This window comes from Bacillus cereus ATCC 14579 (assembly GCF_000007825.1).
Classification (GTDB): domain Bacteria; phylum Bacillota; class Bacilli; order Bacillales; family Bacillaceae_G; genus Bacillus_A; species Bacillus_A cereus.
The window spans coordinates 3,825,939-3,837,962 of record NC_004722.1 but is presented as its reverse complement, the minus strand read 5'-3'; the positions used below and the strand labels follow the sequence as shown (position 1 = coordinate 3,837,962).

Genomic DNA, 12,024 nt, shown 5'->3' with positions numbered 1-12,024 from the left:
ACAAAAAAGGAGAATTCTATGCCAGAAGGAAAAATTATAAAAGCTTTAAGTGGGTTTTATTACGTGCAGCATGAAGAAGGGGTTACGCAATGTCGTGGACGAGGTGTATTTAGAAAAAATAAAATTACACCACTTGTAGGAGACCAAGTTGTTTTTCAGGCAGATAATCCAACTGAAGGTTATGTGCTTGAAGTGTTTGATCGAAAAAATGAACTTGTTAGACCTCCTATTGCTAATGTCGATCAAGCGATCCTTGTGTTCTCTGCAGTAGAACCAGATTTTAATCCTGGACTGTTAGATCGATTTTTAGTGCTGATTGAATATCATAACATTAAGCCAATTATTTGTATTAGCAAGATGGATTTAGTAGATGAAAAGATGAAAGCAACTGTTGAAGCTTATGCGAATGATTATCGTGAGATGGGTTATGATGTTTTATTTACTTCTATTAATACGTCAGAAAGCATTGATATATTAAAACCATACTTAGAAAATTGTGTTTCTGTCGTTGCGGGTCAATCTGGTGTGGGGAAATCTTCAATGCTTAATGTGCTACGTCCAGAATTAGAGCTGAAAACAAATGATATTTCCTCCCATTTAGGACGCGGGAAGCATACGACAAGACACGTAGAATTAATTGCAATTGGGAGTGGACTAGTAGCAGATACACCGGGTTTTAGTTCACTAGATTTCATTGATATAGAAGTAGAAGATCTTACATATTGTTTTCCAGAGTTGAAAGAAGCGAGCCAATACTGTAAATTTAGAGGGTGTACACATCTTTCTGAACCGAAATGTGCGGTGAAAGCTGCGGTTGAAGAAGGGAAGATTACAGAATATCGCTATAAGAACTATAAACAATTCGTAGAAGAAATTAGAGAGAGAAAGCCGAGGTATTAGTTATGATTAAAATTGCACCATCGATTTTATCAGCAGATTTTTCAAAATTAGGGGAAGAGATTAAAGATGTAGAAAAGGGCGGAGCGGATTACATTCACGTTGACGTAATGGATGGACATTTCGTACCAAATATTACGATTGGACCGTTAATTGTAGAAGCTATCCGTCCAATTACATCATTACCATTAGATGTACATTTAATGATTGAAAATCCTGATAACTATATCCTGACTTTCGCACAAGCGGGAGCGGATATTATTACTGTTCACGTAGAGGCGTGTCCACATCTACATCGTACAATTCAGTTAATTAAATCTCATGGTATTAAAGCGGGCGTTGTATTAAATCCACATACGCCAGTTTCAGTAATTGAGCATGTATTAGAAGATATAGATATGGTATTACTTATGACAGTAAACCCTGGATTTGGTGGACAGAAGTTTATCCATTCTGTATTACCGAAAATTAAACAAGTTGCAGACATGGTGAAAGAGCGCAATCTAGAAGTAGAAATTGAAGTTGATGGTGGTGTAAATGCTGAAACAGCAAGACTTTGTGTGGAAGCAGGAGCAAATGTACTTGTAGCTGGATCAGCAGTATACAATCAAAAAGACCGCGGTGAAGCAATTCGCGTAATTCGTGGGTAGTGATGAACTTTATCCTAGTAAGGTATTCATAGGATAGCGTAAAAATATGTAAAAAGGCAATCTACCGAATGGCAGATTGCCTTTTTACAATGGAAGGGGAAGAAAAAATGATTATTCATATTTTGGCAGGAGGACCTTCATGAATATTGTGCAGATTTTGCTCGATATGAGGATGAGGAAGTAGTGTGGGCAGCGGTTGATAGGGGAGTATACCGTCTATTAAAGAAAGGGATTACACCGGCTGTTGCGTTTGGAGATTACGATTCAGTTACCGAAGAAGAATTAGTATGGATGGGACAGCAAACGAACGAATTACATATTGTTCCGCGAGAAAAAGATCAAACGGATTTAGAAATTGCAATTAACTGGGCATTAGGACAGAAGCCGGCACTAATTCGTATTTTTGGTGCTACCGGTGGAAGGCTTGATCACGGTTTGGCAAATATACAGATGCTTTTAAAAGGGTTAGAAGTAGAGATAGAAATGTGTATTGTGGACAATAAAAATGAAATAACAGTTAAAAAAGTGGGTACACATATAATTGAAGAAAATAAAAATTTTCCTTATGTATCTTTTGTACCAGTTACTGAAATAGTGGAAGGGATTACATTGTTTGGTTTTAAGTACCCGCTTACTAATAAAACAATAGAGTGGGGATCAACACTTTGTATTAGTAACGAACTCGTTGAGGAAAAAGGTACTTTTTCATTTACTTCTGGCATATTAATGTTGATAAGAAGCACTGATTGAAGAAACAATTTTGCTCCTTACATCATATAGTGACCAAGTGGAGTAATGGGGATTAGGAGGGAAACCATGAGATTTTATACAATTAAGTTACCTAAATTTCTTGGTGGAATTGTTCGTGCAATGTTAAATACCTTCAAAAAAGATTAAAAAAAGCACCTATCACCGGTGCTTTTTCCATTGTTATAGTAAAAAAAGAGCCTATCGGCTCTTTTTTTTATTATTAAACACGTTCGATTTTGCCAGATTTTAATGCTCTAGCAGAAACGTAAACACGTTGAACTTTTCCGTCGATGCGTACGCGAACTTTTTGAAGGTTAGCGCCCCACTTACGTTTTGTAGCGTTCATTGCGTGAGAACGAGAGTTACCAGAACGAGCTTTTCTTCCAGTAATAGCACAAACACGAGCCATTTATATTTCCCTCCCTTGATACCTTACCATACGTAATTTTTCAATGTTAGTCTTTTATGCGATGCTAAAAACACTACTATAATTTAACACAACTAAAAAGAGAATGCAACACCGTAGAAAAAAGAAATCAAGAAAATTTACTTGACACTATATGTCAATGAAGAAAAGTTGAAATCCATAAAAATTGCTTGACATATTATAGTGGTACATGTTGTATAATAACAATGGACTATTTTGCTCATCATAAAAAAGTGTAATTTAAAACATAAAATATGAGAGTGAAAAGAAAGAACGATGGAATTTTCTTTAAAAAGATTATATGATAGTAACTAAAGTAGTCTAGCTCACTTTCACCATTTATGAAGGGGGAAACGAGATGTCAATTGAAATTAAAACGAAGTACGGTCAAATTGATATTAGTACAGATGTAATTGCAACAATTGCTGGAGGTGCCGCGGTAGATTGCTACGGTATCGTAGGTATGGCATCAAAAAATCAGTTAAAAGATGGATTAACAGACATTTTACGAAAAGAAAACTTCACTAGAGGTGTTATTGTTCGTAAAGATGAAGATGAAGTACATATTGATATGTATATTATTGTGAGCTATGGTACGAAAATTTCAGAAGTGGCACATAATGTGCAGACGAAAGTGAAATATACATTAGATCAAACTGTAGGACTAGCAGTAGATTCTGTAAACATCTACGTACAAGGAGTTAAAGTAATAAACTTGTAATGTGCATTAAGGAGGAAAATCTGTGTCAATTCAAAAAATTGATGGAAAACGTTTATCACAAATGATCATGCAAGGAGCGAATAATTTAACAAATAATGTTCAGCTTGTTGATGCATTAAACGTATTTCCAGTTCCAGATGGCGATACCGGTACAAACATGAACTTATCTATGACTTCAGGTGCGCGTGAAGTGAAAGCAAATCCTTCACAGCATGCTGGTAAAGTCGGCGTAAGTTTAGCCAAAGGATTATTAATGGGAGCTCGTGGTAACTCTGGAGTTATTTTATCTCAGTTGTTCCGTGGTTTCTCTAAATCCATTGAACAAAAAGAAGAATTAACAACAGTTGATTTTGCTGCAGCACTAGAAGCTGGAGTAGAGGCGGCTTATAAAGCGGTTATGAAACCGATTGAAGGAACGATTTTAACGGTTGCAAGAGAAACGGGTAAATATGCAGTAACAGTTGCGAAAAAACAGCGCGACTTTGTTTTGTTTATGGAAGACGTTGTGAAAGAAGCAAACGCATCGTTAAATCGTACGCCAGATTTATTACCTGTATTAAAACAAGTTGGCGTTGTAGATAGCGGTGGTAAAGGTCTTGTAGTGGTATACGAAGGGTTTTTAGCTGACTTAAAAGGAGAAACGATTTCTTCTGATGCACCGACGCAACCATCTATGAATGAAATGGTACGCGCAGAACATCACCGTAGTGTACAAAGCCAATTGAGTACAGAAGATATTAAGTATGGATATTGTACGGAGTTCATGGTGAAATTAGAGGCTGAAAAGGTAAAAGAGCATAATTTCTCTGAACAAAAATTCCGTGAAGATATTAGTGTATATGGTGATTCTCTACTAGTTGTGTCTGATGATGAAATTGTAAAAGTTCATATCCATGCAGAACATCCTGGAGACGCTATGAACTACGGGCAAAAATACGGTAGTTTAATTAAGATTAAAGTAGAAAATATGCGTGAACAGCATACTGCTTTGTTAGATGAACCTACTATGGTTCCTGAGCAACCAGCTCAATCGAAAGAAAAACAACCATATGGTATCGTAACTGTAGCTATGGGTTCTGGTATTAAAACTTTATTTGAGAGCATTGGCGCAACGAAAGTTATCGAAGGTGGTCAAACGATGAATCCAAGTACGGAGGATATCGTGAAGGCAATTGAAGAAGCAAATGCTGAAAAAATCATTATTTTACCGAATAACGGAAATATTGTAATGGCAGCAGAACAAGCGGCATCAGTTGTAAATCAAGAAGTTATTGTTGTTCGTTCGAAAACAGTTCCTCAAGGTATGGCAGCAATGTTAGCATTTAACCCAGTTGGAACGTTAGAAGAGAATGAAGAAAACATGCAAGAAGCTTTATCTCATGTGAAAACAGGTCAAATTACGTATGCTGTACGTGATACGGAAATTGATGGTGTAGCAATTCAAAAAGATGATTTCATGTGTATTGCAGATGGGAAAATTGTATCTACAAATGCTGAAAAAGTAGGAGCTGCGAAGCAATTGCTAGAAGCGCTTATTGATGAAGATTCTGAAATCGTAACGATTCTACAAGGGGAAGATGCAACTGATGAAGAAGTAGCGGAGTTAGTTGAATTTGTAGAAGAGAAATTTGAGGATGCAGAAGTAGAAGTACATGCTGGAAACCAACCAGTGTATTCTTTCATCTTCTCTGTAGAATAAGATAAGATTCGTTTTGAAAATAAATGGATTACTTACTTGCTAATGGATAAGAAGTAGTAATATGAAGTTTATTACTAGTTTTTATTCAAAAGGCTAGCATATTGAAGAGAGAAAAGAGCCTTGCTGCTAATAGTGAGGCTCTTTTTTACTTGTTTTATATAAGGGATTTGAGTAGTTTCTCTTAGAATGCCTATGATAGAATATATAAGGTGAAAGAGAGCGATTACAGATGCTAATTGGTACTCAAATAAAATGCAATAAAGAAAATAATGTGACGGGGTGTGAGAATCTTGAATGATGTTGTACAAGTTCCTGTTACGGATGTAAAGGGGATCGGAGGAGAAACATCTGAGTTACTACATGAGATGGGTATTTATACAGTTTCTCATCTATTAGAACATTTTCCGTACCGTTATGAAGATTATGCGATGAAAGATCTTGCTGAAGTAAAGCATGATGAACGTGTAACGGTTGAAGGGAAGGTTCATAGTGCTCCTTTGCTGCAATATTATGGTAAGAAGAAATCGCGTTTAACAGTTCGTGTTCTCGTCGGTCGTTATTTAATTACGGCGGTATGTTTTAATAGGCCTTACTATAAGCAAAAATTAAAGTTAGATGAAACGATAACGATTACTGGTAAATGGGATCAACATCGTCAAACAATTGCTGTATCAGAACTTCATTTTGGACCGGTTGTACGTCAACAAGAAGTGGAACCTGTTTATTCAGTAAAGGGGAAACTTACAGTAAAACAGATGCGTCGTTTTATTGCTCAAGCGTTAAAGGAATATGGAGATTCTATAGTCGAAGTGTTACCGGATGGTTTGTTAGGGCGATATAAATTATTACCAAGATATGAAGCGCTCAGGGCATTGCATTTTCCGGTAGGACAGGAAGATTTGAAGCAAGCGCGTCGCCGTTTTGTATATGAAGAATTTTTCTTATTTCAGCTGAAAATGCAAACGCTCCGGAAAATGGAGAGGGAAAATTCAAAAGGGACGAAGAAAGAGATTCCGTCAGCAGAATTACAAGAATTTATCGATGCACTGCCGTTTCCATTAACGGGTGCGCAGCGCCGAGTTGTAGATGAAATTTTGAAAGATATGACATCTCCTTATCGGATGAACCGACTATTGCAAGGTGACGTTGGTTCTGGGAAAACAGTTGTTGCTGCGATTGGTCTTTATGCATCGAAATTAGCTCATTATCAAGGTGCTTTAATGGTTCCTACAGAAATTTTAGCTGAGCAACATTATCAGTCGCTTGCTGAAACGTTTTCGCATTTTGGTATGAAGGTGGAACTGTTAACAAGTTCTGTTAAAGGGGCGAGACGTCGAGAAATTTTAGCGAAGTTAGAACAAGGAGAAATAGATATTCTTGTTGGAACGCATGCCTTAATTCAAGATGAAGTTATATTTCATAGGTTGGGTCTCGTTATTACAGATGAACAGCATCGATTTGGTGTAGCGCAGCGCCGAGTTTTACGGGAGAAAGGTGAAAGTCCAGATGTATTATTTATGACAGCGACACCAATTCCGCGTACGCTTGCAATTACTGCATTTGGAGAGATGGATGTTTCGATAATCGATGAGATGCCAGCAGGTAGAAAGGTGATTGAAACATACTGGGCAAAACATGATATGTTAGATCGCGTTCTCGGTTTCGTTGAAAAGGAGATAAAAAAAGGAAGACAGGCATACGTTATTTGTCCTCTAATTGAAGAATCTGAGAAACTTGATGTGCAAAATGCTATCGACTTACATAGTATGCTGACGCATCATTACCAAGGGAAATGCCAAGTTGGATTGATGCATGGGAGATTATCGTCTCAGGAAAAAGAAGAGATAATGGGACAGTTTAGTGAAAATAAAGTACAAATTCTTGTATCGACAACAGTTGTTGAAGTAGGTGTGAACGTACCGAATGCGACTGTAATGGTTATTTATGATGCAGAACGTTTCGGTTTATCGCAGCTTCATCAGCTTAGAGGGCGTGTCGGCCGTGGTAGTGAACAATCATATTGTTTATTAATAGCAGACCCTAAATCAGAAACAGGGAAAGAAAGAATGCGCATAATGACTGAAACAAATGATGGATTTGTATTGTCAGAAAAAGATTTAGAATTACGAGGTCCTGGAGATTTCTTTGGGAGTAAGCAAAGTGGCTTACCAGAATTTAAGGTTGCTGACATGGTACATGATTATCGAGCGTTAGAAACGGCAAGGCAAGATGCGGCGATACTAGTAGATTCAGAAGCGTTTTGGCACAATGATCAGTATGCTGCCTTGCGTACGTATCTTGATGGGACAGGTGTGTTCCAAGGAGAAAAGCTCGATTAAAGGGAGTCAACAAAAGTTTTTGTTGCATTCTACTTTTAATGATTATATACTACTGTTAGTACCTAGTCATAAAAATGGATGGTGCGGTATGAAAAAAAGAAGAAGTAAAAAAGAAAGACAAGAGTTATTACAACAAACAATCGAATCAAATCCTTTTATTACGGATGAAGATTTAGCGGAAAAATTTCAAGTGAGTATACAAACGGTACGACTTGATCGTATGGAATTGTCTATTCCTGAATTAAGAGAGAGAATTAAACATGTAGCTACAAAGCAACATGAAGAAGATGTGAAATCTTTACCGTTAGAAGAGGTTGTTGGAGAAATTATTGATATTGAATTAGATAGACATGCAATCTCTATCTTTGAAGTAAAGATAGAACATGTATTTAAAAGAAATCAAATCGCTCGTGGGCATCATCTGTTTGCGCAAGCAAACTCACTAGCTGTTGCGGTTATTGATGAAGAATTAGCTTTAACTGCAAAGTCTACCATTCGATACATTCGCCCTGTAAAATTAGGAGAGCGTGTTGTTGCAAAAGCGCGCGTTGAAGATGTAGAGAATGATAAAGGACGGACGGTTGTCAAAGTGCGTAGCTTCGTTGGAGAAGAACTTGTTTTTACAGGCACTTTTGAAATGTATCGATCTAGTAATTATAGTGAGGAAGGTAACAACTTATGAAAATCGCAATAGATGCAATGGGCGGAGATCACGCTCCAAAGGCTGTAGTATTAGGGGCAATGAAAGCTATTAAGGAATATTCTGATTTACATATTACGTTAGTAGGGAAAGAAGAGGAAATTCGTCAATGCTTAATGAGTGATGAACGAATTACTATTCTTCATACAGACGAAAAAATAGAATCAACGGAGGAACCAGTAAGAGCGGTTCGTCGAAAAAAACAAGCTTCAATGGTGCTTGCGGCACAACAAGTAAAGGATGGAGAAGCAGACGCTTGTATATCCGCAGGTAGTACAGGAGCTTTAATGGCAGCTGGATTATTTGTAGTCGGTCGTATGGAAGGAATTGAGAGACCAGCTTTATCGCCTACAATGCCAACTGTAGATGGAAAAGGTTTTGTTATGTTAGATGTTGGAGCAAATGTTGATGCAAAACCAATTCATTTATATCAATATGCAGTAATGGGATCTGTTTATGCTGAGAAGGTAAGAGGAATTGAAAATCCTCGCGTTGGACTATTAAACGTTGGAACAGAGGATGGAAAAGGAAACGAGCTTTCAAAGCAAGTATTTGCAATGCTTAAAGATGCGCCAATTAATTTCGTGGGGAACGTTGAATCAAGAGATTTATTGCAAGGTGTAGCAGATGTTGTTGTATGTGATGGTTTTACAGGGAATGTAGCGTTGAAATCATTAGAGGGAACAGCACTTGCGCTATTCTCTATGTTGAAAGAACAGTTAATGAGTTCATTTACGAGCAAATTAGCAGCGGCGGTATTAAAGCCAAAACTTATGGTATTAAAAGATAAAATGGATTATTCGGAGTATGGAGGAGCTGCATTATTTGGATTGAAAGCACCTGTCATTAAGGCTCACGGTTCTTCTAATGATCAGTCGATATTTAGTGCGATTCGTCAAACGAGAGAAATGGTAGCGAAAGAAGTAATTCCTACGATTTCAAGCGTAATGGAGAAAGAGTCACTCCAATAAGAGGAGGATTTGAAATGGGAAAAATAGCATTTCTTTTTCCGGGCCAAGGTTCACAGGCAGTTGGAATGGGTAAACAATTAGCAGAGAATAATAAAGAGGTTGCAAAAGTGTTTGCAAAAGCAGATGAGGTGTTGGAAGATTCACTTTCAGAAGTGATTTTTGAAGGACCGCAGGAAAAGCTTACATTAACAACAAATGCGCAGCCTGCATTATTAACAACGAGTTTTGCTATTTTGACAGCTTTGAAAGAGTATGACATTACACCTGACTTTGTCGCTGGTCATAGTTTAGGTGAATATAGTGCTCTTGTAGCAGCTGGTGCATTAACTTTTGAAGATGCTGTATATGCTGTAAGGAAACGTGGCGAATATATGGAAGAAGCTGTTCCGGGCGGGGAAGGCGCAATGGCAGCTATATTAGGTGCTGACCCACATATGCTGAAACAAGTTACAGAAGAAGTAACAAGTGAAGGATATGCAGTGCAAATCGCTAATATGAATAGTACGAAGCAAATTGTGATTTCTGGAACGAAGCAAGGCGTAGAGGTTGCTTCTCAAAGAGCGAAAGAAAATGGTGCAAAGAGAGCAATTCCACTAAAAGTAAGTGGGCCATTCCATTCTTCACTTATGAAGCCGGCAGCTGAGAAGTTCCAAAGTGTTTTAAATGAAATTACAATTCATGACACGAATATTCCTGTTATTGCAAATGTTACGGCGGAAGTTATTACACGTGGTGCAGACATTCAAGAAAAGTTAATCGAACAGCTTTATTCGCCTGTATTATGGTACCCGTCTATTGAATATATGGTGAACCAGGGAGTAGATACATTTATTGAAATTGGACCTGGAAAAGTACTTGCTGGACTTATGAAGTCAATTGATTCATCAGTAAAAGCATATGCGATATACGATGAAGAGACATTAAAAGATACCATTTCAAATTTGAGAGGAGAAAACTGATGTTAAAAGGGAAGGTAGCATTAGTAACTGGCGCTTCACGTGGAATTGGTCGCGCGATTGCGATTGATTTAGCGAAACAAGGGGCAAATGTAGTAGTAAATTATGCTGGTAATGAACAAAAAGCAAATGAAGTAGTAGATGAAATTAAAAAATTAGGTTCTGATGCAATTGCGGTAAGAGCAGATGTTGCAAATGCTGATGATGTTACAAATATGGTGAAACAAACAGTAGATACATTTGGACAAGTTGATATTCTTGTAAATAATGCTGGTGTAACGAAAGATAATTTATTAATGCGTATGAAAGAAGAAGAATGGGATACAGTTATTAATACAAACTTAAAAGGTGTATTCTTATGTACAAAAGCAGTATCTCGTTATATGATGCGTCAACGTCACGGTAGAATTATAAACATCGCTTCGGTTGTTGGTGTTATAGGAAACCCAGGACAAGCTAACTATGTTGCTGCTAAAGCGGGTGTTATTGGATTAACAAAAACATCTGCAAAAGAGTTAGCAAGTCGAAATATTACAGTGAATGCAATTGCGCCGGGCTTTATTGCGACTGATATGACGGATGTACTAGATGAGAATATTAAAGCCGAAATGTTAAAAGTTATTCCAGCTGCTCAATTTGGTGAAGCGAAAGATATCGCGAATGCTGTAACGTTTTTTGCTTCTGATCAAAGCAAATATGTTACAGGTCAAACGTTAAATGTTGATGGCGGTATGGTAATGTAATAAAAGAATCGATTTCACCTAGTTTTTTTGGTCAATATTTAATATAATATTTGAGGGGAGGTGAATGGAATGGCAGATGTTTTAGAGCGCGTAACAAAAATCATCGTTGATCGTTTAGGAGTAGAAGAGACTGAGGTAGTACCAGCTGCAAGCTTCAAGGAAGATTTAGGAGCAGACTCCCTAGATGTAGTAGAACTTGTAATGCAATTAGAAGATGAATTCGAAATGGAAATTTCTGATGAAGATGCTGAAAAGATTGCTACTGTTGGCGATGCTGTGACTTACATAGAGAGTCATCTATAATGCTTAAGTGAAGTCCCGTTTTTTAGCGGGGCTTTCTGGCTTATATCTGGAGGGACCTATGCCGTACCGAAAATATAGAGAAAAAAAATACGAAACAAAATATCGTGAAGCATTTAAAGTGTTTCAAGAAAAGATAGGTATTACGTTTACAGATGAAAAATTATTGATTCAAGCATTTACGCATTCATCGTATGTGAATGAGCATCGAAAAAAACCGCATGAAGATAATGAGCGTCTTGAATTTCTTGGAGATGCAGTATTGGAACTGACTGTATCGCAGTATCTGTTTCAAAAATATCCGACAATGAGCGAAGGAGAGTTAACAAAACTACGTGCAGCTATTGTATGTGAGCCATCTCTTGTTCGTTTTGCGAACGAATTGTCATTTGGTAGCCTTGTTTTATTAGGAAAAGGTGAAGAAATGACAGGTGGACGTGAACGACCAGCTTTATTAGCGGATGTCTTTGAAGCGTTTATTGGTGCCCTTTATCTTGATCAAGGGCTAGAAACAGTTTGGGAATTCTTAAAAGAAATTGTATATCCGAAAATTAATGAGGGTGCTTTTTCTCATGTGATGGATTATAAGAGTCAGTTGCAAGAATTGATTCAGCGTGATGGCAGTGGCAATGTTGAGTATCAAATTTTGCAAGAAAAAGGACCAGCTCACAATCGAGAATTTGTGTCACGTGTTACGTTAAATAACGTAGCTTTAGGTCTTGGTAGTGGTAAGTCGAAAAAAGAAGCAGAGCAACAAGCTGCTGCAGAAGCATTGAAAAAATTAAAAGAACAACTATAAGGAATCCCCCTTTGAATGAGGGGGATTCCTTGTGCATAGAATGAAACTTTCTTTTTGTTTATAATGAAAAAG

General features: G+C 37.4%; 13 protein-coding genes and 1 pseudogene. 13 read left to right on the top strand and 1 reads right to left on the bottom strand.

The window, feature by feature from the left end; translation table 11 throughout:
- Window positions 1-18: 18 nt before the first annotated feature.
- The 4 genes and pseudogenes from rsgA to spoVM all read left to right on the top strand — a co-directional run bounded on the left by rsgA (window position 19) and on the right by spoVM (window position 2,444).
- A complete protein-coding gene (gene rsgA, locus BC_RS19245) occupies window positions 19-900 on the top strand; it encodes a ribosome small subunit-dependent GTPase A (protein ID WP_001113932.1) in 882 nt (293 codons plus the stop codon).
- 2 nt (window positions 901-902) lie between these two features.
- Window positions 903-1,547, top strand: coding sequence for a ribulose-phosphate 3-epimerase (gene rpe, locus BC_RS19240; protein ID WP_000589959.1), 645 nt, complete (start codon window positions 903-905; stop codon window positions 1,545-1,547).
- A 68-nt stretch (window positions 1,548-1,615) separates the two neighbouring features.
- Window positions 1,616-2,297: pseudogene (locus tag BC_RS19235) on the top strand (thiamine diphosphokinase).
- Window positions 2,298-2,363: 66 nt separating this feature from the next.
- Complete coding sequence (gene spoVM, locus BC_RS19230) at window positions 2,364-2,444, top strand: stage V sporulation protein SpoVM (RefSeq protein WP_001213599.1); 81 nt, start codon at window positions 2,364-2,366, stop codon at window positions 2,442-2,444.
- A 73-nt stretch (window positions 2,445-2,517) separates the two neighbouring features.
- Here spoVM and rpmB read toward each other — a convergent pair whose 3' ends face one another.
- The gene (gene rpmB, locus BC_RS19225; protein ID WP_000124776.1) at window positions 2,518-2,706 is read right to left on the bottom strand and encodes a 50S ribosomal protein L28; all 189 of its coding nucleotides are present in this window, start codon (window positions 2,704-2,706) and stop codon (window positions 2,518-2,520) included.
- A 376-nt stretch (window positions 2,707-3,082) separates the two neighbouring features.
- Here rpmB and BC_RS19220 point away from each other — a divergent pair, with 376 nt between their 5' ends.
- The 9 genes from BC_RS19220 to rncS all read left to right on the top strand — a co-directional run bounded on the left by BC_RS19220 (window position 3,083) and on the right by rncS (window position 11,952).
- On the top strand, window positions 3,083-3,445 hold the full coding sequence (locus tag BC_RS19220; RefSeq protein ID WP_000021109.1) for an Asp23/Gls24 family envelope stress response protein: 363 nt from the start codon (window positions 3,083-3,085) through the stop codon (window positions 3,443-3,445).
- 22 nt (window positions 3,446-3,467) lie between these two features.
- On the top strand, window positions 3,468-5,144 hold the full coding sequence (locus BC_RS19215; protein WP_000027130.1) for a DAK2 domain-containing protein: 1,677 nt from the start codon (window positions 3,468-3,470) through the stop codon (window positions 5,142-5,144).
- Between the two features lie 290 nt (window positions 5,145-5,434).
- Window positions 5,435-7,483: an ATP-dependent DNA helicase RecG gene (gene recG, locus BC_RS19210; protein WP_001000816.1), complete on the top strand. Its 2,049-nt coding sequence runs from the start codon at window positions 5,435-5,437 to the stop codon at window positions 7,481-7,483.
- An 88-nt stretch (window positions 7,484-7,571) separates the two neighbouring features.
- On the top strand, window positions 7,572-8,165 hold the full coding sequence (fapR, locus tag BC_RS19205; RefSeq protein ID WP_000747348.1) for a transcription factor FapR: 594 nt from the start codon (window positions 7,572-7,574) through the stop codon (window positions 8,163-8,165).
- Window positions 8,162-9,154 (top strand): phosphate acyltransferase PlsX, encoded by a 993-nt coding sequence (gene plsX / locus BC_RS19200; RefSeq protein WP_000684092.1) that lies wholly within the window; start codon window positions 8,162-8,164, stop codon window positions 9,152-9,154. The genes fapR and plsX overlap by 4 nt, the downstream gene beginning before the upstream one ends.
- A 14-nt stretch (window positions 9,155-9,168) precedes the next feature.
- On the top strand, window positions 9,169-10,113 hold the full coding sequence (gene fabD / locus BC_RS19195) for an ACP S-malonyltransferase (RefSeq protein WP_000515899.1): 945 nt from the start codon (window positions 9,169-9,171) through the stop codon (window positions 10,111-10,113).
- A complete protein-coding gene (gene fabG / locus BC_RS19190; protein ID WP_000911773.1) occupies window positions 10,113-10,853 on the top strand; it encodes a 3-oxoacyl-[acyl-carrier-protein] reductase in 741 nt (246 codons plus the stop codon). The genes fabD and fabG overlap by 1 nt, the downstream gene beginning before the upstream one ends.
- 69 nt (window positions 10,854-10,922) lie before the next feature.
- Complete coding sequence (gene acpP / locus BC_RS19185; protein WP_000786062.1) at window positions 10,923-11,156, top strand: acyl carrier protein; 234 nt, start codon at window positions 10,923-10,925, stop codon at window positions 11,154-11,156.
- A 58-nt stretch (window positions 11,157-11,214) separates the two neighbouring features.
- The gene (rncS, locus tag BC_RS19180) at window positions 11,215-11,952 is read left to right on the top strand and encodes a ribonuclease III (protein ID WP_001146875.1); all 738 of its coding nucleotides are present in this window, start codon (window positions 11,215-11,217) and stop codon (window positions 11,950-11,952) included.
- Window positions 11,953-12,024: the final 72 nt, after the last annotated feature.

What these genes read in the sequence shown, in the direction of transcription:
- rsgA (WP_001113932.1), top strand. Translation starts at nt 19, where the DNA reads ATGCCAGAAGGAAAAATTATAAAAGCTTTAAGTGGGTTTTATTACGTG.
- fapR (WP_000747348.1), top strand. Translation starts at nt 7,572, where the DNA reads ATGAAAAAAAGAAGAAGTAAAAAAGAAAGACAAGAGTTATTACAACAA.
- rncS (WP_001146875.1), top strand. Translation starts at nt 11,215, where the DNA reads ATGCCGTACCGAAAATATAGAGAAAAAAAATACGAAACAAAATATCGT.
- fabG (WP_000911773.1), top strand. Translation starts at nt 10,113, where the DNA reads ATGTTAAAAGGGAAGGTAGCATTAGTAACTGGCGCTTCACGTGGAATT.
- BC_RS19220 (WP_000021109.1), top strand. Translation starts at nt 3,083, where the DNA reads ATGTCAATTGAAATTAAAACGAAGTACGGTCAAATTGATATTAGTACA.
- plsX (WP_000684092.1), top strand. Translation starts at nt 8,162, where the DNA reads ATGAAAATCGCAATAGATGCAATGGGCGGAGATCACGCTCCAAAGGCT.
- rpe (WP_000589959.1), top strand. Translation starts at nt 903, where the DNA reads ATGATTAAAATTGCACCATCGATTTTATCAGCAGATTTTTCAAAATTA.
- acpP (WP_000786062.1), top strand. Translation starts at nt 10,923, where the DNA reads ATGGCAGATGTTTTAGAGCGCGTAACAAAAATCATCGTTGATCGTTTA.
- rpmB (WP_000124776.1), bottom strand. Translation starts at nt 2,706, where the DNA reads ATGGCTCGTGTTTGTGCTATTACTGGAAGAAAAGCTCGTTCTGGTAAC.
- spoVM (WP_001213599.1), top strand. Translation starts at nt 2,364, where the DNA reads ATGAGATTTTATACAATTAAGTTACCTAAATTTCTTGGTGGAATTGTT.
- fabD (WP_000515899.1), top strand. Translation starts at nt 9,169, where the DNA reads ATGGGAAAAATAGCATTTCTTTTTCCGGGCCAAGGTTCACAGGCAGTT.